Annotated in this window: 19 protein-coding genes; 13 read left to right on the forward strand and 6 right to left on the reverse strand. The window is 69.6% G+C overall.

Going from position 1 to position 24,801, the window contains the following annotated elements:
- Positions 1-196 precede the first annotated feature (196 nt).
- The 3 genes from OP79_RS25090 (at position 197) to OP79_RS25100 (ending at position 4,975) form a co-directional block, all read left to right on the forward strand.
- Complete coding sequence (locus tag OP79_RS25090; protein ID WP_033323080.1) at positions 197-2,023, forward strand: outer membrane protein assembly factor BamB family protein; 1,827 nt, start codon at positions 197-199, stop codon at positions 2,021-2,023.
- A 64-nt stretch (positions 2,024-2,087) separates the two neighbouring features.
- The gene (locus OP79_RS25095; protein ID WP_033323081.1) at positions 2,088-3,989 is read left to right on the forward strand and encodes an outer membrane protein assembly factor BamB family protein; all 1,902 of its coding nucleotides are present in this window, start codon (positions 2,088-2,090) and stop codon (positions 3,987-3,989) included.
- Between the two features lie 284 nt (positions 3,990-4,273).
- Positions 4,274-4,975: a helix-turn-helix transcriptional regulator gene (locus tag OP79_RS25100; protein ID WP_033323278.1), complete on the forward strand. Its 702-nt coding sequence runs from the start codon at positions 4,274-4,276 to the stop codon at positions 4,973-4,975.
- A gap of 22 nt (positions 4,976-4,997) precedes the next feature.
- On the opposite strand, the gene OP79_RS25105 is transcribed toward OP79_RS25100, so the two are convergent.
- Both OP79_RS25105 and OP79_RS25110 read right to left on the reverse strand, forming a co-directional pair.
- Positions 4,998-5,312: a hypothetical protein gene (locus OP79_RS25105; RefSeq protein ID WP_033323083.1), complete on the reverse strand. Its 315-nt coding sequence runs from the start codon at positions 5,310-5,312 to the stop codon at positions 4,998-5,000.
- A 33-nt stretch (positions 5,313-5,345) separates the two neighbouring features.
- Positions 5,346-7,040, reverse strand: coding sequence for a sodium:solute symporter family protein (locus tag OP79_RS25110; RefSeq protein WP_033323085.1), 1,695 nt, complete (start codon positions 7,038-7,040; stop codon positions 5,346-5,348).
- A gap of 171 nt (positions 7,041-7,211) precedes the next feature.
- Here OP79_RS25110 and galT point away from each other — a divergent pair, with 171 nt between their 5' ends.
- From galT to galK, 3 genes are read left to right on the forward strand one after another with little or no spacing between them, the layout of a single operon-like run.
- On the forward strand, positions 7,212-8,276 hold the full coding sequence (galT, locus tag OP79_RS25115; RefSeq protein ID WP_033323086.1) for a galactose-1-phosphate uridylyltransferase: 1,065 nt from the start codon (positions 7,212-7,214) through the stop codon (positions 8,274-8,276).
- Entirely contained in the window at positions 8,273-9,241 is a 969-nt protein-coding gene (gene galE, locus OP79_RS25120; RefSeq protein ID WP_033323087.1) for a UDP-glucose 4-epimerase GalE, read from the forward strand. Before galT ends, galE begins: the two co-directional genes overlap by 4 nt.
- Entirely contained in the window at positions 9,242-10,384 is a 1,143-nt protein-coding gene (gene galK / locus OP79_RS25125) for a galactokinase (protein ID WP_033323088.1), read from the forward strand.
- Between the two features lie 99 nt (positions 10,385-10,483).
- On the opposite strand, the gene OP79_RS25130 is transcribed toward galK, so the two are convergent.
- Positions 10,484-10,939, reverse strand: coding sequence for a GNAT family N-acetyltransferase (locus tag OP79_RS25130; RefSeq protein ID WP_106972473.1), 456 nt, complete (start codon positions 10,937-10,939; stop codon positions 10,484-10,486).
- Between the two features lie 254 nt (positions 10,940-11,193).
- Between OP79_RS25130 and OP79_RS25135 the strand changes: the two genes are divergently transcribed.
- Positions 11,194-11,961 (forward strand): LuxR C-terminal-related transcriptional regulator, encoded by a 768-nt coding sequence (locus tag OP79_RS25135; RefSeq protein ID WP_033323091.1) that lies wholly within the window; start codon positions 11,194-11,196, stop codon positions 11,959-11,961.
- On the opposite strand, the gene tamR is transcribed toward OP79_RS25135, so the two are convergent.
- The gene (tamR, locus tag OP79_RS25140; protein WP_033323093.1) at positions 11,920-12,417 is read right to left on the reverse strand and encodes a MarR family transcriptional regulator TamR; all 498 of its coding nucleotides are present in this window, start codon (positions 12,415-12,417) and stop codon (positions 11,920-11,922) included. The two genes, OP79_RS25135 and tamR, sit on opposite strands and share 42 nt — an antisense overlap.
- A 103-nt stretch (positions 12,418-12,520) precedes the next feature.
- Here tamR and OP79_RS25145 point away from each other — a divergent pair, with 103 nt between their 5' ends.
- From OP79_RS25145 to OP79_RS25165, 5 genes are all read left to right on the forward strand, one after another.
- Positions 12,521-13,342: a trans-aconitate 2-methyltransferase gene (locus OP79_RS25145; protein ID WP_033323094.1), complete on the forward strand. Its 822-nt coding sequence runs from the start codon at positions 12,521-12,523 to the stop codon at positions 13,340-13,342.
- 124 nt (positions 13,343-13,466) lie between these two features.
- Positions 13,467-14,840, forward strand: a complete 1,374-nt coding sequence (locus tag OP79_RS25150) for an MFS transporter (RefSeq protein ID WP_033323095.1) — start codon at positions 13,467-13,469, stop codon at positions 14,838-14,840.
- Positions 14,840-16,252, forward strand: a complete 1,413-nt coding sequence (locus tag OP79_RS25155) for an alpha/beta hydrolase family protein (protein ID WP_425428608.1) — start codon at positions 14,840-14,842, stop codon at positions 16,250-16,252. The genes OP79_RS25150 and OP79_RS25155 overlap by 1 nt, the downstream gene beginning before the upstream one ends.
- 57 nt (positions 16,253-16,309) lie before the next feature.
- On the forward strand, positions 16,310-17,173 hold the full coding sequence (locus tag OP79_RS25160) for a PaaX family transcriptional regulator (protein ID WP_033323098.1): 864 nt from the start codon (positions 16,310-16,312) through the stop codon (positions 17,171-17,173).
- A 480-nt stretch (positions 17,174-17,653) separates the two neighbouring features.
- Positions 17,654-19,753 (forward strand): glycosyltransferase family 4 protein, encoded by a 2,100-nt coding sequence (locus OP79_RS25165; RefSeq protein WP_033323100.1) that lies wholly within the window; start codon positions 17,654-17,656, stop codon positions 19,751-19,753.
- 189 nt (positions 19,754-19,942) lie between these two features.
- Here OP79_RS25165 and OP79_RS25170 read toward each other — a convergent pair whose 3' ends face one another.
- The gene (locus OP79_RS25170; protein ID WP_033323101.1) at positions 19,943-20,614 is read right to left on the reverse strand and encodes a TetR/AcrR family transcriptional regulator; all 672 of its coding nucleotides are present in this window, start codon (positions 20,612-20,614) and stop codon (positions 19,943-19,945) included.
- Positions 20,611-21,621: an acyl-CoA desaturase gene (locus tag OP79_RS25175; protein ID WP_033323102.1), complete on the reverse strand. Its 1,011-nt coding sequence runs from the start codon at positions 21,619-21,621 to the stop codon at positions 20,611-20,613. Before OP79_RS25175 ends, OP79_RS25170 begins: the two co-directional genes overlap by 4 nt.
- A gap of 319 nt (positions 21,622-21,940) precedes the next feature.
- Here OP79_RS25175 and ppc point away from each other — a divergent pair, with 319 nt between their 5' ends.
- Positions 21,941-24,673 (forward strand): phosphoenolpyruvate carboxylase, encoded by a 2,733-nt coding sequence (gene ppc / locus OP79_RS25180; RefSeq protein ID WP_033323103.1) that lies wholly within the window; start codon positions 21,941-21,943, stop codon positions 24,671-24,673.
- Positions 24,674-24,801: the final 128 nt, after the last annotated feature.

Here is a 24,801-nt window from a genome sequence, read left to right on the forward strand (position 1 = left end):
ATCACGGGCCGGTCCTCCCTTGGGAACAGGGGATGGACCGGCCCTGAGTTCGAGCGCTGCATGGTGATAGAAAGGGCCGTCTGAGAGCAGTCTGAGCACTGCCTGAACTGTCTGAGTACGACGCTGAGTACAAGTCCGTGTTCACTACGTACTTCTAGGCGTGGCTAAAAATCAGTGATGAAGGGGGAACGCGCTGATGTCTCAGCCGCCCAACCAGCCGCCGCAGGGCGGGTTCGGAGCTCCACAGGATCCGGGCGGGCAGAACCCTCCGGGCCAGGGAACGCCTCCGCCGCCCGCGCAGCCGCCGCAGGCTCCACCGCCTCCGCAGGGCGCGCCGCAGACGCCGCCGCAGGGCGGAGCCCCGGGGACGCCGCCCGCGCCGCAGCCCGGTTACGGCTACCCGCAGCAGCCCGGCCCGTACAGCCAACCGGGTCCGTACGGCGGCCAGCCCGGCCCCTACGGACAGCCGGGACCGTACGCCCCGCAGCCCGGCCCGTACGGTCAGCCTCAGCAGCCCGGCCCCTACGGTCAGCCCGGTTACGGCTACCCGCAGCAGCCCCAGTTCCCCGGCCCGCCCGGCACCCCGCCGGGTGGCGGCTCGCGCAATCCCTTCAAGGGCAAGCCCGCCATCATCATCGGAGCCGCGCTGGCCGCCGCCCTCGTCATCGGCGGCACCGTGTTCGCGGTCTCCGGCGGCGATGACGGCGACAAGGAGCCTGCCGCCAAGAAGAGCGACGCCCCACCCACCCCGGGCGAGGACCCGATCAACCCCGGCGACGGTGACGGCGACGGCGGCGAGGACCCCGAGGACCTCAACGCGGGCCGCCAGGCGGGCGAATCGAAGGTGCTCTGGTACAAGGAGGGGCCCGACGCGCCCGGTTCCGGTGCCGACGCCCCCGGTATGTGGATCACCGACAAGGTCGCGGTGAAAGCCGCGTACAAGCAGGTCTTCGCCTACAACGTCGGCGACGGCAAGCCGTCCTGGCCCGAGATCACGCTGCCGCAGGAGATCTGCGCGGTCACCGAGCAGAAGACGGCCGACGACAAGATCGTCGTCGCGTACAAGGCGGGCACCAAGGACACCGCCGACTGCAACCAGCTGATGGAGATCGACCTCAACACCGGCAAGAAGGGCTGGACCGAGGAGGTCCCGGAGGGCGACCTCTTCGACAGCAGCCTCTCGGTCGGACTGACCGTCACCGGCGACACGTTGGTGGTCGGCCGCGGGCAGTCGGGCGTCGGCTACGACGTCGCGACCGGCGACAAGAAGTGGGAGAAGAAGAGGTACGGCTCGGCCTGCTTCCCGTCCGCGTTCGCGGGCGGCAGCAAGCTGGTCGCCGTCTCGTCCTGCGCGGCCGGCTCCGACAACGAGCACGACGAGGTGCAGGAGCTCGACCCGGCGACCGGCAAGGCCAAGTGGACCTGGAAGGTCCCCAAGGGCTGGCAGGCCGCGCGGGTGTACTCCCTCGACCCCGTCGTCATGTACCTCACCAACGAGGACAAGAAGCAGTGGAACATCTCCACGCTCAACAACGGCACGGTGACCGCGCAGGTCGACATCGACGAGTCCTTCGCGCCGGAGTGCGGCTGGGCGATCTTCTCGCGTGATCTGCAGGGCTGCCAGGGCGTCGCGGCCGACAAGGACACCCTCTACCTGCCGACCGACGCGAAGACCGGCGCCAACGAGATCGTCGCGATCAACCTGGCGACCGGCAAGGAGAAGTGGCGCACCAAGTCCCCGCTGGAAGAGCGCATGCAGCCGCTGAGGATGGACGGCACGAACCTCCTCGCGTACGTCGAGCCGTCGTACGACTCGGGCGGCCGGATCGTGTCCATCCCGACGGGGAGCGGCTCCCACACACCGAAGAAGCTGCTCCAGAACCCGCAGGGCACCGCGGACATCGAGAGCGGCTTCTACTCGAAGGCCGTGGACTACGTGGACGGGCGCTTCTACATCTCCACAACCCGGCTGACGGGCAAGGACGATGCGCAGGAAAAGCTGATGCTGGCCTACGGCAAGTGACCCGCCGCTCGTCCCGTCCCGCACCTTCTCCTTTCCTTCTCCGATTTTTCCGAGGTATCCCGTCATGAGCCAGCCGCCGCCCCCGCCGCCCAACCAGCCGCCGCAGGAAGGCGGTTCAGGCGCCCCGCAGGACCCGCCCCCGAACGGCTTCGGGGCTTCGCAGAGCCCGCCACCCGGTGGTTTCGGCACCCCGCAGGCTCCGCCGCCGAACGGCTTCGGGGCGCCCCAGGACCCGCCCCCGGGTGGTTTCGGCGCCCCGCAGAGCCCGCCGCCGGGCGGGTTCGGCGCGCAGAACCCGCCGCAGGGCACCCCGCCGAACCCCGGCTACGGCTACCCGCAGGCACCGCCGCCCCCGCAGGCACCCGGAACCCCGCCCCCGACGACCCCGCCGCAGCCGTACGGCTACCCGCAGACGCAGCCCCCGGGCCAGCCCGGTTACGGCTACCCGGGCCAGCAGCCCCAGTACGGCTACCCGCAGCCCTCGACGATGCCGCTCCAGCCGCAGGCGCCGGGCGGCGGACGCAAGCTCAACGCCCAGCTGATGATCATCGTCGCGGCCGTTCTGGCGATCGGCCTCATCGTCGGCGGCGGCGTCTGGTACGCGTCGACGAACAGCGGCGACGACAAGCCCGACGCCTCCGGTACGTCCGGCGGCACCGGCGGCGAGGAGGGCAAGGGCGACACGGGCAAGGAGGCCCCCGACGGGGGCGGCTCCGAGAAGGTGCCGTCCAGCACCAGCGCCAAGGTCCTCTTCCAGATACCCCAGCCCGAGGTGCCCGACGACGAGGTCTGGAGCGTGGCGGGCTCCTGGCTGACGGACAAGGTGTACGCCAAGGCGAGCCTCAACGAGGTCATCGGCTACGACCCGGCCACCGGCAAGGAGACCTGGACGATGCCGCTGACGGGTCACACCTGCGCGGCCTCTCCCGAGGTCACCAAGGACGGTGTGTCCGTGGTGATCGCCGAGCCGTCCAAGCGCAGCAAGACCAACAAGTTCCCGGGGTGCAGCGAGGTCACGGCCTTCAACCTGAACACCGGCGAAAAGCTCTGGACCAAGTCCGTGGGCGACGGCAGCGAGAAGGCCAAGTTCGAGGAAGCCAGCATCACCGGCACCACGGTCGCGGTGGGCGCGGGACTCGACGGCGGCGCAGGCTTCGATCTCACCACCGGCAAGATCCTGTGGCAGCCGAAGGTCGAATCGTGTGAGGACCTCGGCTACCGCGGCGGCGAGCAGCTGGTCGCCGTGCGCAAGTGCGGTGAGTACGGCGAGGAGAAGTTCGAGGTCCAGCTGCTCAACCCGAAGGACGGCAGCGTCCAGTGGACGTACAAGCTCCCCGCGGGCCTCGACAACGCCAAGGTGATCTCCACCAAACCGGTCGTGTTCGGTGTGGACTCCGGTGAGATCACCGCGTCGGGCGCCACGGACATCTTCTCGCTCGATGAGAGCGGCAAGCTGCGTACGAAGATCACGCTGGAGGACGGTCGGTACGAGCACGACTGCGGCGTCGGCAAGGTCCACGACTGCAAGGGGATCACCGTCGGCAACGACAAGCTCTACGTCCCGACGAAGCAGCACGACGGAACGAAGGAGTTCAGCCGTACCAACGAGGTGATCTCCTTCTCGCTGGCCAGCGGCAAGACGGCGGGCGACCGCGCCGACGCCGGTGACGGCTACGAGATCTTCCCGATCCGGATGGACGGCGGCAACATCATCGCGTACAAGCAGGGCCCCTACGACAAGGGTTCCGAGGTCGTCTCGATCAACGGCGGCAGCTTCAAGCAGACCACGCTCCTGGTGACCCCGGCCTCCGAGCAGGTCCGCAACGCGATCAGCAGCATGGTCCCGAAGACGTCCGAGCTGCTCTACACGAACGGCCGCCTCTTCATGGGCAAGGACCTGATCAGCAAGCCCACGTCCTCCTTGGACGCGGAGAAGTACACGGCGGTCGGATTCGGCGCGCAGTAGGGCGCAGGGCGATCGGCAGACGGCCGTTTCCGGTCGTACGACGATCAACGCGTCCCTACGTGGATCAAGGCCCCGTCCCTGCTCAGGGACGGGGCCTAGTCTTGTCCCCGATCGTTTCCTCGCTCGCTCGCGAATGCGAGGAATTTCGGCAATCCGGGACACTTCTGACCGGTAGGGGAAGCGCAACGTCGAACAAGCGTGTAGCTTCCGGGGATGGAGAGCCGGGGGGCTCCTGTCCATGGGGGACCAGTTGGGGACCTGGGGGAACTGGGGGGTTGGGCTCGATGGGTGTGCGGCTCATGGTGGTCGATGACCACCGTCTGCTCGCCGAGGCGTTGGCCTCGGCACTGAAGCTGCGTGGACACCGCGTACTCGCCGCGGCGGCGCCCGCCGCGGGGGCGGCGGAGCTGGTGATCACCAGGGCACCGGAGGTGTGCCTGATCGGCACGGCGACGCCCGCCGAGCCGGGCATCTTCGACCCGGTGGTGAAGATCAAGCGTGAGCGCCCGCAGGTGGCGGTACTGGTCCTCGGTCCGGTACCGAACCCACGCGGAATCGCCGCCGCCTTCGCCGCCGGCGCCTCGGGCTACGTACGGCACGACGAACGCATCGAGGGCGTGGAGCGCGCCATCATCAAGGCCCGCGCGGGAGAGGCGGCGGTCGCCCCGCAACTGCTCCAGGGCGCCTTCAGCGAACTCCTCAACCCGGCCGCCCAGCCGGACGACGAGGGCCAGCGCCTGCTGCAGATGCTCACGCCGCGCGAGGTCGAGGTCCTGGTCCGGGTCGCGGACGGCGAGGACACACGGCTGATCGCGGCCGGTATGGGAATCGCGCCGAGTACCGCGCGTACGCACGTACAGCGGGTGCTGATGAAGCTGGGCGTGGGGTCACGCCTGGAGGCGGCGGCCCTGGCGGCGCGCACGGGGCTGCTGGACCGGGCGGGACCGGTCAGCGAACGGCTTCCGGAGCCGCCGGGGCCGGAGTGAACTCCGGCCCCGGGCAGGGGTGTTACTCCGTTTTGGGTCGTCGCTCCGCATCGTCCGGCAGGGGGACGTCCGGCGGGGGCGGCGTGGGATTCAGCTTCAGCCACACCAAAAAGAACACCCCCAGGCCGAGCATCCCCAGCCCCGTCCACAGGTTGATGTTCACGCCCTCCGCCTTGTTCAGGTCGGCGTCCGAGACCGTGAGGCCGGCGATCGTGACGATGACGCCGTAGATCACGAAGAGGCCGCCGATGATGCGGCGGATGTCGAAGAGGCGGGCGGCGGTCGCGGACTTGCGCTCCAGTTCCTCGACCTCGTGCTGGTACTCGTAGTCGCTCATGGTGGTGCCTCAGCTCCGCTGGTTCAGAAGGAGTCAGAAGGAGAACGGGACGTAGCAGAGTGCGGCCAGGGCGATCGCTCCCCAGCCCAGCAGGGCCGGCTTGCGGTACCAGGCCTCGTCGCCCGCGGCGGGCGGCTCGTCCATGCCGGGGGAGCGGGTGCCGTACACCAGCCCCTGGAGCTCGGCCTCCGGCTTCGGTGCCGTGAAGAGCGTGACCGCGAACATCACCACCGCTCCGGCGACGAAGCCGGCGATCGCCGAGACGAAGTTGGCGCCCTGGTCGGAGGGGATGTCGATGACGCCCTGTTTGTAGATCACGAAGTAGTTCACCATCGCTGCCGTCGTGCCCACGAGCAGGCCCCAGAAGCCGGACTTCATGGACGCCCGCTTCCAGAACAGGCCGATGATGAAGACGACGAACATCGGCACGTTGAAGAAGGAGAACAGCGTCTGGAGGTAGCTCATGATGTTGGAGAAGGACGACGCCAGGAACGCGGTGCCGATCGAGGCGAGTACGCCGATCGCGGTGATCAGCCGGCCGAAGCGCAGGTAGTACGCGTCATCGCGGCCCTTGACCACGTACTTCGCCCAGATGTCGGACGTGAAGACCGTGTTGAAGGAGGAGATGTTGGCCGCCATGCCCGCCATGAACGCCGCCAGCAGACCGGTCACCGCGATCCCGAGCACGCCGTTCGGCAGCAACTGTTCCATCAGATAGGGGATCGCGTCGTTGTAGGTGAGGTCGGAGTCGGGCGTGCCGATGTTCGGGACGAGGGCGGCGGCGATCAGGCCCGGGGTCATCACCACGAAGACGATGAAGATCTTCGGGAACGCGGCGATCAGCGGCGTCCGCCTGCCCGCGCTGAGGTTCTTCGCCGACAGGGCGCGCTGCACCTCGGCGAAGTTGGTCGTCCAGTAGCCGAAGGAGAGGACGAAGCCGAGGCCGAGCACGATGGTCAGCCAGTTGGCGCCGAGCGGATTGTCGTTGCCGATGCCCGTACCGCCCCACGCCGTGACGAAGTCGGCGCTGTGGCTCTGCGTGAGCGAGTCGGTCAGTCCGTCCCAGCCGCCGACCTTCTTCAGGCCGAGGAGGGTGAGCGGGATGAGCGCGGCGAGGATGACGAAGAACTGGAGCACCTCGTTGTAGATCGCTGAGGACAGACCGCCGACGGTGATGTACGCGAGGACGAAGAAGCCGGCGACGACGATGGACACCCACTCCGGCCAGCCGAGCAGCGCCTCGACGACGATCGCGAGGGCGTAGAGGTTGACGCCCGCGATGAGGATCGCGGCGAAGGCGAACAGCACCGAGCTGAGCAGATGCGCCGACTTGTCGAAGCGCAGCAGCAGGAACTCCGGTACGGAGCGCACCTTCGACCCGTAGTAGAAGGGCATCATCACCAGGCCGAGGAAGACCATGGCGGGGATGGCGCCGACCCAGTACCAGTGCACGGTGTACGCGCCGTATTGTGCGCCGTTCGCCGCCATGCCCAGGATCTCGGTGGCGCCCAGGTTGGCCGCGACGAACGCGAGACCGGTGACCCAGGCGGGCAGGGAGCGCCCGGAGAGGAAGAAGTCGAGGCTCGTTTTGACTGACCGGCGGGCGGCGAAGCCGATGCCTAAGACGACGACGAAGTAGATCGCCAAGATCGTGTAGTCGAGCCAGTTGGTCGGGAGTCGGAGTTCTTGAGCCAGATGTGTGGGGGGCAGATTTGTGGGGGTCTGCATGAGAACTCGCTTCGTTGCGTGCACAGATCAGAGCGGAAGCTACGCCTCCAGCTTCAAGAAATGAACAGCCGTTATGGGGTTCTTTGTTTGATTGTGATGTTGACTGGCGTGGGGACTTGTGGTTTGTTGTGTTCAGTTCTGTTTGATGGGTGTGCCCAGAGGAGCCCCACAGTGAAGAAGACCTCGACCCGGCTGGCCGACGGTCGTGAGCTCATCTACTACGACGCGCGTGATGACGCGGTCCGTGACGCGGTCGACCGCAGACCGCTCGACGCGACCGTCACCACATCCCAGGTGCGCCGCGACCCGCTGCTCGGCGACTCGGTCGCGATCGCCTCGCACCGCCAGGGCCGCACCTACCACCCGCCGGCGAACGAATGCCCCCTGTGCCCGTCCGAGGGCGACCGCCTCAGCGAGATCCCGGACTCCTCGTACGACGTCGCCGTCTTCGAGAACCGCTTCCCCTCCCTCGCCGGCGACTCGGGCCGCTGCGAGGTGGTCTGCTTCACCTCCGACCACGACGCGTCCTTCGCGGATCTGACGGACGAACAGGCCGGGCTGGTCCTGGACGCCTGGACCGACCGCACCGCCGAGCTGTCCCATCTCCCCTCCGTGGAGCAGGTCTTCTGCTTCGAGAACCGCGGCGCCGAGATCGGTGTGACGCTCGGACATCCGCACGGCCAGATCTACGCGTACCCCTTCACCACCCCTCGTACGGCCCTGATGCTGCGCTCGCTCGCCGCGCACAAGGAGGCGACCGGCGGGGAGAACCTCTTCGACGACGTGGTCGCCCGCGAACTGTCCGACGGCGACCGGATCGTGCTGGACGCCGAACACTGGGTGGCCTTCGTGCCGTACGCCGCGCACTGGCCGTACGAGGTGCACCTCTACCCGAAGCGGCGGGTGCCCGACCTGCTGGGGCTCGACGAGGACGCCCGCACAGAGTTCCCTCAGGTCTATCTGGAACTCTTGAGGCGCTTCGACCGGATTTTCGGCGAGGGTGAGCCTCCGACGCCGTACATCGCCGCCTGGCATCAGGCGCCGTTCGGCACGCTGGAGGAGTTCGAGGGAGTCAGCCGTGACGACTTCGCGCTCCACCTGGAGCTTTTCACCATTCGCCGCACTTCCGGCAAGCTGAAGTTTCTCGCGGGTTCCGAATCCGGCATGAGCGTGTTCATCAACGACGTGCCGCCGGAGACCGCGGCCCAGCGACTGCGAGAGGTAGCGAGTTCATGAGTGGGAAGTACCTGGTCACCGGCGGCGCGGGTTACGTCGGCAGCGTGGTCGCGCAGCATCTGCTGGAGGCAGGCCACGAGGTCGTCGTCCTGGACAACCTCTCGACCGGCTTCCGCGAGGGCGTCCCGGCGGGTGCCTCCTTCATCGAGGGCGACATCCGGGATGCCGCCAAGTGGCTGGACTCCTCCTTCGATGCCGTGCTGCACTTCGCCGCGTTCTCGCAGGTCGGCGAGTCGGTCGTAAAGCCCGAGAAGTACTGGGAGAACAACGTCGGCGGCACGATGGCCCTCCTTGAGGCCATGCGGTCGACGGGCGTCCGCAAGCTCGTCTTCTCCTCCACGGCTGCCACGTACGGCGAGCCGGAGGAAACCCCCATCGTCGAGACCGCGCCGACGGCACCGACGAATCCGTACGGCGCCTCGAAGCTCGCCGTCGACCACATGATCACCGGTGAGGCGGCGGCGCACGGCCTGGGCGCGGTGTCGCTGCGCTACTTCAACGTGGCGGGCGCGTACGGCAGTTGCGGCGAGCGGCACGACCCCGAGTCGCACCTCATCCCTCTCGTCCTCCAGGTCGCCCAGGGCAGGCGCGACGCCATCTCCGTCTTCGGCGACGACTACCCGACGCCGGACGGCACCTGCATCCGCGACTACATCCACGTGGCGGACCTGGCGGAGGCCCACCTGCTGGCCCTCACGGCCGCCAAGGCCGGCGAGCACCTGATCTGCAACCTCGGCAACGGCAACGGCTTCTCGGTCCGCGAGGTCATCGAGACGGTGCGCCAGGTGACCGGGCACCCGATTCCCGAGGTGGCCGCTCCGCGCCGGGGCGGCGACCCCGCGGTGCTGGTGGCCTCGGCGCGGACGGCCCGTGAGCGGCTCGGCTGGAACCCGTCCCGCGCGGATCTCGCGGGGATCGTGGCGGACGCGTGGGCGTTCGCGCAGAACGCGTCGAAGGAGCAGTAGGTGGGCGTACGGGAAGGCTTCGAGGAGCTGTACGGGGCGGCCCCCGAGGGCGTGTGGGCGGCGCCGGGCCGGGTCAACCTGATCGGCGAGTACACGGACTTCAACGAGGGTTTCGTGATGCCCCTCGCGCTGCCGCACACGGCGGTGGCAGCGGTCTCGCGCCGCGACGACGGCGTCCTGCGGCTGCACTCGGCCGACATCGAGGGCCCGGTCGTCGAACTGCACGTGGACGAGCTGGCGCCGCGGACGAACACGAGCTGGGCGGCGTATCCGGCGGGCGTGGTGTGGGTCCTGCGCGAGGCGAGCCACACGGTGACGGGCGCGGACATCCACCTCAGTTCGACGGTGCCGACGGGCGCGGGCCTGTCGTCCTCGGCCGCGCTGGAAGTCGTGACGGCGCTGGCCTTGAACGACCTGTTCGAACTCGGCCTCACTCGGCCCGAGTTGGCCCGTGTCTCCCAGCGCGCGGAGAACGACTTCGTCGGCGTCCCCTGCGGCATCATGGACCAGACGGCCTCCGCCTGCTCCACCGAGGGCCACGCCCTCCACCTCGACTGCCGTGACCTCTCCATCCGCCAGATCCCCTTCGACCTGGCCGCCCAAGGCCTTCAGCTGCTGGTCGTCGACTCCCGCGTGAAGCATGCGCTGGGTGACGGGGAGTACGCGGAGCGCCGGGAGGGCTGCGAGGAGGGCGCCCGGCAGCTCGGCATCCCGTTCCTCCGGGACCTCCCGTACGAGGACCTGGACGCGGCGCTGACCCGCCTGTCCGACGAGCGGGTACGCCGCTACGTGCGCCACGTCGTCTCGGACGACCACCGTGTGGAGCAGGTCATCGCGCTGCTGGACGCGGGTGACGTACGAGCGATCGGTCCCGTCCTGACCGACGGCCACACTTCCCTGCGCGACGACCTCCGCATCTCCTGCCCGGAGCTGGACCTGGTCGTCTCCACGGCGAACGAGGCCGGTGCCCTGGGCGCCCGAATGACAGGCGGCGGCTTCGGCGGCTCGGCGATCGTCCTCGTCGAGTCCACGGACGCGGAAACGGTCACCAAGGCGGTGGAGGAAGCGTTCGTGGCGGCGGGCTATACGGCGCCTCGGGTGTTTCCGGCGGTGCCTTCGGCGGGTGCGCGGCGGGTGGGTTGAGCTTCAAACGCCGGACGGGCTGAAAACAGCCCCTCCGGCGTTTGAGGAGCGGGGGTTCGGGGGCTGGCCCTCGAAACGGGGTCTGGGGCGGAGCCCCTGTCACCCCAACCGCTTCGTCAGCGTGTACTCCGTGATCCCCGGCGGATAGTCGGGGATCACGCACACCACGTCGTAGCCCCGCTTCCTGTAGAACTCGGGCGCCTGGAAGTCCCAGGTCTCCAGGCGGGCGGCACCGCAGCCGCGTTCCGTCCGGGCCAGGTGTTCGGCCCGGGACAGCAGGTGGGAGCCCAGGCCCGTGCCGCGGTGGGGTTCGTCGACCCAGAGGTACGTCACGTGCAGCCAGGTCGCCCAGGTGTGGCCGACCAGGCCCCCCGCGAGCTCGCCCCGCTCGTCCAGCGCCCACAGGTGGAGCGGAAGCTCGCGTTCATCGGGGGTTCCGCGGAGGGCACGGAGTACGGGAGAGGCCGCCGTGTTGGCGTCCCGGAGGCGGGAACGCAGCAACTTGCTGAACTCTTTGTCGACTCCTGTCTCAATGCGAAACATACGCCTCACCATAAACGTGCCGGACAATCAGTTCTGCAAATCCTCTTCCACTCCCGCTGCCCGGCCTTACTCTGTGAGCAGCACCGGTGGGGGCCGGTGTTGATCAGGGGGCGAGAGAAGTCGGGTACGACGCCCGGAGTGGGGGTAGCAGTTCCAGCACGGCGGCGGCCGTGCGGCTGCGGCTCCCCGTCCCGGGGTCCTCGGGGTCCCGGAACACTCCGGGCGCCGTACCTGCGTCGGTCGTCCCCCGACCAGTGGGGGTTTCAGTGGTTCGCATCCGTGTCCTGGTCGTCGACGACCATCGCATCTTCGCCGAGTCGCTCGCGGCAGCTCTTGCCGCCGAGCCCGACGTCGACGTCTCCGCAGCCGGCAGCGGTCCCGCCGCGCTGCGCTCCATGGAGCGCGCGGCGGCGGAAGGCCGCAGATTCGACGTGCTGCTCGTCGACGCCGATCTGGGCGGCAATGTGCCGGGCGTCCGCCCGGCCGTACCCGTGCACGACAACAACGAAGAAGGCCTGGTCGACGGCATCTCCCTGGTCGCGGGCGTCCGCTCGGGCCAGCCCGGTGTCCGTATCGTCGTCCTCGCCGAGAAGGACGACCCGCGCCGCGCGGCCCTCGCCCTGCAGGCCGGAGCCTCGGGCTGGGTCGCCAAGGACTGCTCGCTGTCCCGGCTTTTGACGGTCATACGAGGCGTACTGCGGGACGAGACGCACCTTCCGCCCGCCCTGCTCACGGGCGTGCTGCGCGAGCTGACCGCCGCCCGCAAGCACCGCACCGAGAGCGAGGAGCTCGTGGAGTCCCTCACGCCGCGTGAGCGCGAGGTGCTGCGGTGCATGGTCGCGGGCCTGGGGCGCAAGGCCGTCGCCGAGCGCCTGTTCCTGTCCCCGCACACCGTCCGTACGCATATGCAGAACGTGCTGGGGAAGCTGGGCGTCCACTCCACCCTCGCCGCCGTGGCACTCGCCCGCCGTGCCGGGGTCGGGCCGGTCGACCTAGCCGGGGATGTTGTCGAACGGGGCGGTCAACTGGCGTAGCAGCCCGGCCAGTTCACCGCGCTGCGCAGTGCTGAGCTCCGCCAGGATCGCCCGCTCCTGGTCGAGGAGTCCGGCCAGCGCCTGGTCCGCGCGGTCCCGCCCCTCGTCGGTCAGCCGCACCAGCACGCCCCGGCGGTCGTTGGGGTCGGGGAGGCGCTCCACCAGGCCCTTCTTCGCCAGCCGGTCGATACGGTTCGTCATCGTGCCGGACGTCACCAGGGTCTGGGTCAGCAACTGGCCGGGGGAGAGCTGGTACGGAGCCCCAGCCCGCCTCAGCGCCGTCAGGACGTCGAACTCCCAGGGCTCCAGGCTGTGTTCGGAGAACGCCAGACGGCGTGCGCGGTCCAGGTGTCGGGCCAGCCTGCTCACCCGGCTGAGCACTTCCAGCGGCTCCACATCGAGGTCCGGGCGCTCCCGGCGCCACGCTGCGACCAGTCGATCGACCTCGTCCTCCATGGCGATCAGTGTAGTGGTTGTGTCGATGTGAAGTCTCTTGACGTCAAGATAGTTGGGGTGTGAGCCTGGAGATCCGTTTCGGTCGCTTCAAGGAGGCCCACCCGTGCCCGCAGCCGGTCGTTCAGTCGCCCCCACCTGGGACCCGAGCCAGTACCTGCGTCACGCGGACCATCGCGCCCGCCCCTTCGTGGACCTCCTGACCCGCATCCCCTCCCTGCCCACGGACCCGCCCCGCATCGCCGACCTCGGCTGCGGCCCCGGCAACATGACCCGCCTCCTCGCCGACCGCTGGCCCACCGCGCACATCACCGGCCTCGACAACTCACCCCAGATGCTCGCCCGCGCCGAACTCCTCGCCGGCCCCACACCGGGCGGCGGCCACCTCGACTTCACCGCCGCGGACGCCGGGACCTGGGCGCCGACAGAGCCGTACGACCTGATCGTCAGCAACGCCACCCTGCAGTGGGTACCGGACCATATGGCCCGCTTCCCCGCCTGGGTGGACGGCCTCGCTCCGGGCGGCACCTTCGCCTTCCAGGTGCCCGGCAACTTCGACGCACCCAGTCACCGACTGATGCGCGAACTCGCCCATTCCGCGCGCTGGAAGAGCCGTCTGGCCGAAACGCTCCGCCACGACGACGCGGTCCACGAACCCGCCCGCTATCTCCAGGCCCTCACCGACCGCGGCTGCGAAGTCGACGTCTGGGAGACGACGTACCTGCACCTCCTGACGGGCGAGGACCCGGTCCTGGACTGGGTGAAGGGGACGGGGCTGCGCCCGGTCCTGACGGAGTTGGGCGAGGAGGCGGAGTCCTTCGTCGCCGAGTACCGCACGGCCCTCCGTGCCGCGTATCCGGCCGGGGAACGGGGCACCGTGTTCCCCTTCCGTCGCATCTTCGCGGTGGCGCGGAAGGCGGATGCCTGAGGCCGCCGCGCCGAAGCGGCGGCGCTCCCGCGCCCCGGCCTGCGATGTTGTGCAGAATATTGACGGCAACTAAATCTACGCCTACCTTCGCCGGTGTCCCTCCCCCCGCTCAAGGGAGACCGCGATGCCCCAGTCCCCACCCGCATCCCCAGCACCACCCCAATCCCCCGAATCCAGGCGCCAGTTGCGACGCGTCGCGCTGTCCGGGCTGCTCGGCACCGCCGTCGAGTTCTACGACTTCCTCGTGTACGGAACCGTCGCCGCCCTCGTCTTCGGGGAGCTGTTCTTCCCGGGAGCCGACCCCGCCGTCGGCACGATCGCCGCGTTCGGCACCTTCGCCGCCGGTTACGTCGCCCGGCCGCTCGGCGGCATCGTCTTCGGACACTTCGGCGACCGGCTCGGCCGCAAGTCCATGCTGTTGCTGACCATGGGCCTGATGGGCGGCGCCAGTTTCCTCATCGGCGTGCTGCCCACGTACGACACCGTCGGTGTCTGGGCGCCCGTCATGCTGATCACCCTGCGCGTCGTCCAGGGCCTCGCCATCGGCGGTGAGTGGGGCGGCGCCACGCTCATGGTCGTCGAGCACGCCGGTCAGCGGCGGCGCGGACTGTGGTCCAGCTTCACGCAGATGGGAGCCCCGCTCGGCTCCCTGCTGTCGTCGCTCGTGGTCACGCTCGTCGTCACGCTGCCCAAGGACGAGTTCGCCGCCTGGGGCTGGCGGGTGCCGTTCCTGCTCAGCGTCGTGCTCCTGGGCGTCGGCCTGTTCGTACGCCTGAAGGTGGTCGAGAGCCCGCTGTTCGCCGAGGTGAAGAAGGAGCGGAAGGAGGCCCGGCTGCCCGTGGTGGACGTACTGCGTCGGCCCCGCGCGCTGCTGCTCGCCTGCTGCGTCGGCATCGGCGCCTTCACCGCCCAGTCCCTGCTGACCAGCTACATGATCGCGTACGCCACCGGAATCGGCTACGCCCGCTCGCAGGTGCTGACCGCGCTCACCGTCTCCGCCTGCGTCGCCCTCGTCGTACTGCCCTGCGCCTCCGCCCTGTCCGACCGCATCGGACGCCGCCCCGTCGTGCTCACCGGTGCCGTCGCCTCTGCCGCGCTGGCCTTCCCGGTGCTCGCGCTGGTCGACTCGGGGTCGCCCGGGCTGCTGATCCTCGCCATCGCCCTCGGTCACGGCGTCGCCCAGTCGATGATGTACGGCCCGCTCGGCGCCCTGCTCACCGAGATGTTCGGCACCCGCGTCCGCTACACCGGCGCCTCCCTCGGCTACCAGCTCGCCACCCTCGTCGGCGCCGGCTTCTCCCCGATGATCGCCGGAAGCCTGGTCGCCGCGGACGGCGGCAGCTCCACCTCGATCGCCCTGCTGCTGTGCGGCGGCGCCACCGTCACCGCACTGACCGTGTGGTTCCTGCGCGAGACCCACCGGGATTCCCTGGCCGACGCCGAGCCCGGAACCAACACCCCCCACACCCCTGCACCCAAGGAGCAGATGACCTCGTGATCACCCCCACCCGCACCCGCGCCCGTACGTCATTAACGCGCCGGACCGCTCTCGCTCTCGCCGTCCTGCTCGCCGCCTCCGCCGCCCCCACGGCCTCCGCGTACGCCGCCGGAACCCCCGCCGAACACATCGAGGGCACCCTCCCGTCCGGCGCCAAGTACCTCATGGACAAGCCCGCGAACTGGAACGGCACCGTCCTCCTCTTCAGCCACGGCTACCGGCCCGCCGGCTTGCCCCTCGCCGGCCAGAACGCCTCCGACGACGCCACCAAGGCACTCCTCCTCGACCAGGGCTACGCGCTCGTCGGCTCCTCGTACGCCACCAACGGCTGGGCCGTGACGGACGCGGTACCCGATCAGCTCGCCACCCTCGACGTGTTCACCGCCCGCTTCGGCGAGGCCCGGCGCACCATCGCCTGGGGCCAGTCGTACGGCGGCCTCGTCACCACTGCGATCGCCGAACGGCACCCCGGGCGCATCGACGGCTCGCTCGCCATGTGCGGCCTCGTCCACGGCGGCGTCGCCAACTGGAACAACACCCTCGACCCCGTCTTCGCCCTCAAGACCCTGCTCGCGCCCGGCTCCTCCGTCCAGCTGACCGGTTTCGCCGACCAGGCCTCGGCGACAGCCGCCGCCGGCACCATGGGCAAGACGGTCACCGACGCCCAGGCCACGCCCGAGGGCCGCGCCCGCATCGCCCTCGCCGCCGCACTCCACAACATCCCCGGCTGGAACGACCCCTCGCAGCCCGAGCCCGCCCCGGACGACTGGAACGCCCAGCAGGCCAACCAGTACCAGGCCCTCCAGGGGATGCTGGGCAGGCCCGCGTTCAGCTGGCGCCAGGAGGCCGAGAGCCGGGCGGGCGGCAACATGTCCTGGAACACCGGCGTCGACTACACGAAGATGCTCAGCCGGTCCTCCGTCTACAAGGAGGTCACCGAGCTGTACAAGGAGGCGGGCCTGTCCCTGAAGAAGGACCTGGGCGCCCTGAACCGGGCCCCGCGCATCAGCGCCGACCCCGCCGCCGTCGACTGGATGAGCCGCACCAGCTCCTTCACGGGCAAGCTCCGCAAACCGCAGCTCACCATCCACACCACCGGCGACGCCCTCGTCCCCGTACAGGTCCAGAGCGCCTACCGCAGGGCCGCCACCGCCGCGGGCTCGGCACCGCTCCTGCGTCAGGCGTACGTCGACAACCCCGGCCACTGCTCCTTCAGCCCGGCCGAGCAGTCGGGTGCTCTGCACACCCTGGAGAAGCGGCTCGACAAGGGGCGCTGGCAAGGCACGGATCCGGCATCGCTCAACGCCACCTCCGCCGCGGCCGATCCCACGACCCCGGCCCGCTACATCCCGTACCGGCCCGCTCCCTACCCCCGCCCGTACGACCTGGCACATCCCGGCGACGGCCGGTGACAAGCGCGTACGGCCGCTCGTGACCTCCCGCGCACGGGCGGCCGTACGCTTACCGCTGTGGAGGACGACAACCTGGACACGACGGACACGCCGCCCGAGGCCCCCGACACCCCGCAGTTGCGCCCTCAGTCGCTCGTGCTCGCCTTCTTCGGCAACCACGTACTCGACGAGGGCGAGCTGTGCGTGTACTCGGGCAGCATCATCGACGTACTCGCCCGGGTCGGGACGGGCGAGCAGGCCGTACGGTCCACGCTGACCCGCATGGTCAACCGGGGGCTGCTGCGGCGTCAGCGCGAGGGCCGCAAGATGTTCTTCGGACTGACCCCGCAGACGGTACGGATCCTCAAGGACGGCGGCCAGCGCATCTGGCGGGACGGCGCGGTCAACGAGGACTGGGACGGCACCTGGACGCTGCTCGGCTTCTCCCTTCCCGAGTCCTGGCAGCGCCAGCGCCATGACCTGCGGTCGCGGCTCACCTGGTCGGGGTTCGGCGCGCTGTACAGCGGGCTGTGGATCGCGCCCGGCCGCGTCAGCGTCCACGACATCGTCTCCGAACTCGGCCTCACCGCCCACGTCAAGATCTTCCACGCACAGGCCGACGAGGCGACGGACATCGGCGCGATGATCTGCGAGAGCTGGGACCTGGAGAGCGTCGCGGCACGATACGCCGCCTTCGACAAGCGGTGGGCCGGCGGCACCGGCGTCACCCCCGCCGACCCCATGGCCACCCGCCTCCGCCTGGTCGCCGAATGGCTGCGGATCATACGCACGGACCCCCGGCTCCCCGTCCAGCACCTGCCCCCGGAGTGGCCGGCCCGCCAGGCCCAGGAGACGTTCCGACGCATAGCGGAGGAGACGGCGGGGTCCGCTGCGCGGATGGCGGGGGAGCTGCTGGAGACGGTGCCGCTGCGCTCGGCTTGAACGGTTTGGCCCGGTGGGCGGGTGCGGGTTGTTTGTGGTTGCTCGCTCCCCCACTCTCGGCTGCTCCCCCAGTGCCTTAAGGGCCTGGGGGGACCCCAGAGCGGGGGGATCCCCAGAGCGGGGGTCCCCATCGCGGCGGAACCGCAAATCGACACAGCCCCGCGCCCCTTACAGGGGCGCTTCAGTGGCGGTTTCGTTATTAGCGAAGCCATCCCCCAGCTATTAGATGCCCCCTTTCGCTTTCAGTCGACTGGTCGAACGTATGCCTCGCACCGCCTGTCACTTCGGTGTGAATTCAGCTTGCTTTGCTAGGTTCGAAGCCGCAGGTGGGTCTTTGACCAGGAGATTTTCTTTCTTGCTGCCGTTTTCCGGTGGCGGACGCCTGCCCTGCCGCTGTTTCCGCGGAGCGGCTCCGCTTGCTGAAAGGAATTCTTCGGTGGCACTCAGACTCCGGATTGTTCGCGTGAAGTCGAGAACGTCGTGAAGATCGCTTTCCTGATCAACAACGCGTACGGAATCGGCGGTACCATCCGCTCCACGGCGAACCTCTCGGCCGCGTTCGCCGACCGCCACGACGTCGAGGTCGTCAGCGTGCACCGCGTACGGGAGGAACCGGCGCTCCCCTTCGACCCGCGCGTACGGCTGACCTCGCTGATCGACATGCGCGAGGACAGCCCGGGCTACGACGGCGCGCACGAACTCACCCGGCAGCCCTGCACGATGTTCCCCGGCGCGGGCGCGGCCATGTACACGTCGAAGCTGCCGTTCACGGCGCTTCAGGACAAGCGCATCGGCGGCTACCTCAAGGACACCGACGCCGACGTGGTGATCGCCACCCGCCCGGACCTCAACGGCTACCTCGCCCGCGACGGCCGGCCCCGCTACCTGCGGATCGGCCAGGAACACCTGAGCCTGGCCACCCACCGCGACCCGCTGCGCGAGTACCAGAACAAAGCCATCGCGAGCCTCGACGCCTTCGTCACCGTCTCCGAGGCGGACGCCGCGCAGTACCGCGCCGCACTGCCCGAGGTGACGACACGGATCATGTGCGTACCCAACGGCGTACGCACCCCGGCCGTCCTCCCCTCCTCCCTGGACTCCGGCATCATCGTGGCGGCCGGACGTCTGATCCCCGTCAAGCGGTACGACCGGCTGGTCTCGGCCTTCGCCGAGGTGGCCGCCGAGCATCCCGGCTGGACCCTGCGGATCTACGGACGCGGGCCGAGGAAGGCGAGGCTGCGGGAGCAGATCGAGCGGCTCGGGCTGTCCGACCGTGCCTTCCTCATGGGACCCGTGTCGCCCATCGAGACCGAGTGGGCCAAGGGCGCGATCGCGGCCGTCTCCTCCGACATGGAGTCCTTCGGCATGACGATCGTCGAGGCCATACACTGCGGCGTCCCGGTCGTCGCGACCGACTGCCCGCACGGACCCGGCGAGATCATCACCGACGGCCAGGACGGACTGCTCGTACCGCTCTCCGGCGACGTCGACGCATTCGCCGACGGACTCAAGCGCCTCGTCGCGGACCCCGAACTGCGCCGCACAATGGCCGCAAGCGCCCAGGAGAAGGCCGCGACCTACGCGCCCTCCGTCATCGCCCGCCGCTACGAAGCGCTCATCGACGAACTGTCCCGCAAGCGCCGCCGCACCTGGACCGGCGGCGGCGCAGCCCTGATCCGGCGCCTGAGCCGCACCGTCCGGCCCCGCCCGGCAGCGCGCACCGCCCTCCCGGAGAGCCCCCCACCGCCCGCCGCACACGCCCGCGCGACAGCGGAAGGCGGACTGACCGTCCTGCTGGACACGGCCGAACTGCCCGCCGGACCACTGGACTTCGTCCTCCGGCTGCGCCGCGACCCGGAAAAGCGGGAGGTCCGCCTCCCCGTGCTCCCGGATCCGGACTCCCCGGACACCGGCGCCCGCGTCACCCTGCACCGAGCCGAGCACAGCCTCGCCGAGGGCCGCTGGGACTGCTACGTCGCCCCGCACGGCACCGGCTCCGGCACCCGTAAGCGCCTGACCGCCCGGCTCGTCGAGCAGGCGGCACTGCTCCAAAGACCGCTCACCGTCCGCGACCCCGACGGTGTGAGCGCGTGGATCCCGTACACCACCGCCGACGGCTTCCTCGCCCTGCGCACCTGGCTGCGGCCCGCCCACGCCGAGGTCGAGCGGATCGAGGCGGGCGAGCGGTCGGTGTCCGTCACCGTCGCGCTGCACGGGGCTGCCGGCCTCGCGGGAGGAGCCGGAGTCACGGTGCGGGCGGTGTCCCGGACGGAGCGGGCGTACGACTTCTCCGTGCCCGCCCGTACCGTGGGCGCCGACAGCCTCCGCCTCACCGTCCCGTACGAGGAGGTCATGGCGCGGCGCACCAGGGAACAGGATCTCTGGGATCTGCGGCTGTCCACCGACGACGGGACCGTCCCGGTGGGCCGGATCGGCGGGGACATCGTGGGGCGCAAGAAGACGGATGTGGTGCCGGCGGTCGTCCTCGACCACCCGCAGCGGGGCAGTACCCGCGTCAGGCCGTACTTCTCCGCCACCAACGACCTGTCGCTGAGCGCCCGAGACATCGCGGACAACTGAGGCCCAGCTGACTGGCCGACCCCGCCGCAGCCTTGGTGAAGTCCGGTGCGGTACCGCGCCCCTGAGAAGAGGGGGCCGCAGGCCCCTCTTCTCAGGGGCGCGGGGCTGTATCACTATGCGGCTCCGCCGCGCGGGCGCGACCAGCCACAACGAACCCGCAGCTTCGAACCGCCAAACCCAGCGGAGCGCTCAGCTTTTGCGGTGCCCGATGAGGCGCGGCTTCGCCTCCAGTCCGTCAAGCCCGTGCCAGGCCAGATTCACCAGGTGGGCCGCCACCTCGGCCTTCTTCGGGCGCCGTACGTCCAGCCACCACTGGCCGGTCAGGGCGACCATGCCGACCAGGGCCTGGGCGTACAGCGGCGCGAGCTTCGGGTCGAAGCCGCGGCTCTTGAACTCGCGGCCCAGGATGTCCTCGACCTGTGTCGCGATGTCGGAGATCAGCGAGGCGAAGGAACCCGTGGACTGGGGGATGGGGGAGTCACGGACGAGGATGCGGAACCCGTCCGTGTACTCCTCGATGTAGTCGAGCAGCGCGAACGCCGCCTGCTCGCACAGTTCGCGGGGATGGCCGGCCGTGAGCGAGCTGGTCACCATGTCCAGCAGGCACCGCATCTCACGGTCCACCACCACCGCGTACAGACCCTCCTTGCCGCCGAAGTGCTCGTACACCACCGGCTTGGAGACCCCGGCCTTCGCCGCTATCTCCTCCACCGACGTGCCCTCGAAGCCCTTGGTGGCGAAGAGCGTGCGGCCGATCTCCAGGAGCTGCTGGCGTCGCTCCGCCCCCGTCATCCGGGTCCGGCGCGCTCGCCGCGGCTTTTCGTTGCTGGGTGTGCTGGAGTCGGCCACGCCGTCAATCATGCCGCCTCGGCGGTCTCCTGCTTACCTCGGGAGCGCTTCGCCTCCGGGTCCCGGCGCGAATCGATACGCGAGCGTGACGGCCAGCGCACGTCGTACGCCCAGCCGAGCTGCTCGAACCAGCGGATGATCCGCGCCGAGGAGTCCAGCTGACCGCGCTCCACACCGTGCCGGGCGGACGTCGGATCGGCGTGGTGCAGGTTGTGCCAGGACTCGCCGCAGGACAGTACGGCCAGCCACCACACGTTGCCCGAACGGTCACGCGACTTGAAGGGACGTTTGCCCACCGCGTGACAGATCGAGTTGATCGACCAGGTGACGTGATGCAACAGCGCCACGCGAACGAGTGAGCCCCAGAAGAACGCCGTGAACGCGCCCCACCAGGACATCGTGACCAGGCCGCCGACCAGCGGCGGGATGGCCAGGGAGAGCATCGTCCAGAAGATGAACTGGCGGGAGATCGCACGAATCGCCCCGTCCTTGATCAGATCCGGCGCGTACTTCTCCTGCGGCGTCTGCTCCTCGTCGAACATCCAGCCGATGTGCGCCCACCACAAACCCTTCATCAGAGCCGGAACGGTCTCGCCGAAGCGCCACGGCGAATGCGGATCGCCCTCGGCGTCGGAGAACTTGTGATGCTTGCGGTGGTCGGCGACCCAGCGGACCAGCGGGCCCTCCACCGCCATCGAGCCCATGATCGCGAGTGCGATCCGCAGCGGGCGCTTGGCCTTGAAGGAGCCGTGCGTGAAGTAGCGGTGGAAACCGATGGTGATGCCGTGGCAGCCGAGGTAGTAGAAGAACACCAGCAGGCCGAGGTCCAGCCAGCTCACTCCCCAGCCCCAGGCCAGGGGCACGGCCGCGAGCAGCGCGAGGAACGGGACGGTGATGAAGAGGAGGAGCGTGATCTGCTCGATCGAGCGCTTCTGCTCCCCGCCCAGCGTGGCAGAGGGGATCGAGGAGTCGTTGTTCGCCTTCGGGGCGTCGTCGATCACATCGGAGCTTGTGGTCATGGGGCGTCCCCTGTGGGGTTCGTGGATTGAGACGATGCCGGATGTACGGGCCTACGGGTGCGTATGTCATGCCTACGGTTCCGTAACCTACGGCGTCGTAAGTATGGCAGCGCCCAGCCCGGCGGCAAGAGGCCGAGAGTCTGCGCCTCCGTATCGAGACCTATCCTGGAATCGGTCGGACAGCGCGGTCCGCTCTGTTTCTTAACTTCCCTGATGCCCTCTTGCTATGCGGCGCCCGCCGCCGCAGGCCGACGGGTTCCAGGGGGTCCTCACTCAGCCGAGCCTCAGACGTCCTTCACCACTGCAAGGAGCCGCACCTGTGAGCAGTGCCGACGACCAGACCACCACGACCAGCAGTGAGCTGCGCGCCGACATCCGCCGCCTGGGCGACCTGCTGGGCGAGACCCTCGTACGCCAGGAGGGCCCCGAGCTCCTCGAACTGGTCGAAAGGGTGCGCCGCCTCACCCGCGAGAACGGCGAAGCCGCCGCCGAGCTGCTGCGCGGCACCGAACTGGAGACCGCCGCCAAGCTGGTCCGCGCCTTCTCCACGTACTTCCACCTGGCGAACGTCACCGAACAGGTACACCGAGGCCGCGAGCTGCGCGTCAGGCGGGCCGCCGAGGGCGGACTCCTCGCCCGTACCGCAGACCGGCTCAAGGACGCCGACCCCGAGCACCTGCGCGCGACCGTACGGAACCTGAACGTTCGCCCCGTCTTCACCGCCCACCCCACCGAGGCCGCCCGCCGCTCCGTCCTCAACAAGCTGCGCCGGATCGCCGCCCTCCTCGAGACACCCGTCATCGAAGCGGACCGCCGCCGCTACGACACCCGTCTCGCCGAGAACATCGACCTCGTCTGGCAGACCGACGAACTGCGCGTCGTACGCCCCGAGCCCGCCGACGAGGCCCGCAACGCGATCTACTACCTCGACGAACTCCACGCCGGCGCCGTCGGCGACGTCCTCGAGGACCTCACCGCCGAACTCGAACGCGTCGGCGTCGTCCTCCCCGACGAAACCCGCCCGCTCACCTTCGGCACCTGGATCGGCGGCGACCGCGACGGCAACCCCAACGTCACCCCCCAGGTGACCTGGGACGTACTGATCCTCCAGCACGAACACGGCATCAACGACGCCCTGGAGGTGATCGACGAACTCCGCGGCTTCCTCTCCAACTCCATCCGCTACTCCGGCGCCACCCAGGAACTGCTGGACTCCCTCCAGACCGACCTGGCGAACCTCCCCGAGATCAGCCCCCGCTACAAGCGCCTCAACGCCGAAGAGCCCTACCGCCTCAAGGCCACCTGCATCCGGCAGAAGCTGGAGAACACCAAGCAGCGCCTCGCCAAGGGCACCCCGCACGACGAAGGCCGCGACTACCTCGGCACCTCCGAGCTCCTGCGCGACCTCACACTCATCCAGACCTCCCTGCGCGAACACCGCGGAGCCCTCTTCGCCGACGGCCGCATGAACCGCACCATCCGCACCCTCGCCGCCTTCGGCCTCCAGCTCGCCACCATGGACGTACGCGAACACGCCGACGCCCACCACTACGCCCTCGGCCAGCTCCTCGACCGGCTCGGCGAGGAATCCTGGCGCTACGAGGACATGCCGCGCGAGTACCGGCACAAGCTGCTCGCCAAGGAACTGCGCTCCCGCAGGCCCCTCGCACCGACCCCGGCCCCCCTGGACGCCGCCGGACAGAAGACCCTCGGGGTGTTCGGAACGGTCAAGCGGGCCCTCGAGGTCTTCGGACCCGAGGTCATCGAGTCGTACATCATCTCCATGTGCCAGGGCGCCGACGACGTGTTCGCCGCAGCCGTCCTCGCCCGCGAGGCCGGACTGATGGACCTGCACGCCGGCTGGGCGAAGATCGGCATCGTGCCCCTCCTCGAGACGACCGACGAGCTGCGCGCGGCCGACACCATCCTCGAAGGCATGCTCGCCGACCCCTCCTACCGGCGGCTCGTGGCACTCAGGGGCGACGTCCAGGAGGTCATGCTCGGGTACTCCGACTCGTCCAAGTTCGGCGGCATCACCACCTCCCAGTGGGAGATCCACCGCGCCCAGCGACGGCTGCGCGACGTCGCCCACCGCTACGGCGTACGCCTCCGCCTCTTCCACGGCCGCGGCGGCACCGTCGGCCGCGGCGGCGGCCCCACCCACGACGCGATCCTCGCCCAGCCCTGGGGCACCCTCGAAGGCGAGATCAAGGTCACCGAACAGGGCGAGGTCATCTCCGACAAGTACCTGATCCCCGCGCTCGCCCGGGAGAACCTGGAACTGTCCGTAGCTGCCACCCTCCAAGCCTCCGCCCTCCACACGGCCCCCCGCCAGCCCAGCGAGGCACTGGCACGCTGGGACGCCGCGATGGACGTGGTGTCGGACGCCGCCCATGCCGCATACCGCCGCCTGGTCGAGGACCCGGACCTTCCCGCGTACTTCTTCGCCTCCACCCCCGTCGACCAACTCGCCGACCTGCACCTCGGCTCCCGGCCCTCACGACGGCCCGACTCCGGCGCGGGCCTCGACGGACTGCGCGCCATCCCGTGGGTGTTCGGCTGGACCCAGTCCCGACAGATCGTGCCGGGCTGGTTCGGCGTCGGCTCCGGCCTGAAGGCCCTGCGCGAGGCCGGCCTCGACAGCGTCCTGGAGGAAATGCACGAACAGTGGCACTTCTTCCGCAACTTCGTCTCCAACGTCGAGATGACCCTCGCCAAGACGGACCTGCGGATCGCCCGCCACTACGTGGACACCCTCGTCCCCGACGACCTCAAGCACGTCTTCGAGACGATCGAAGCCGAACACGAGCTGACCCTCCGCGAGGTCCTGCGAATCACCGGCGAACAGGAACTCCTGGACGCCCAGCCGGTCCTCAAGCAGACCTTCACCATCCGAGACGCCTACCTGGACCCCATCTCCTACCTCCAGGTCGCCCTCCTGAAGCGCCAACGCGACGCCGCCGCCTCCGGCGCGGACCCGGACCCACTCCTGTCACGGGCACTGCTGCTGACGGTGAACGGCGTGGCGGCGGGCTTGCGCAACACGGGGTGAGGCCACGAACGCCGGACGGGCTGATTTTCAGCCCGTCCGGCGTTTGAGGACGAGGCCGTTCAGGCCGATGCGGGGGTCTGGGGGCGCAGCCCCCAGCGGGGTCCAGGGGCGGAGCCCCTTGGTACGGG

Source organism: Streptomyces yerevanensis, from assembly GCF_000716805.1.
GTDB classification, from domain to species: Bacteria; Actinomycetota; Actinomycetes; order Streptomycetales; family Streptomycetaceae; genus Streptomyces; species Streptomyces flaveus.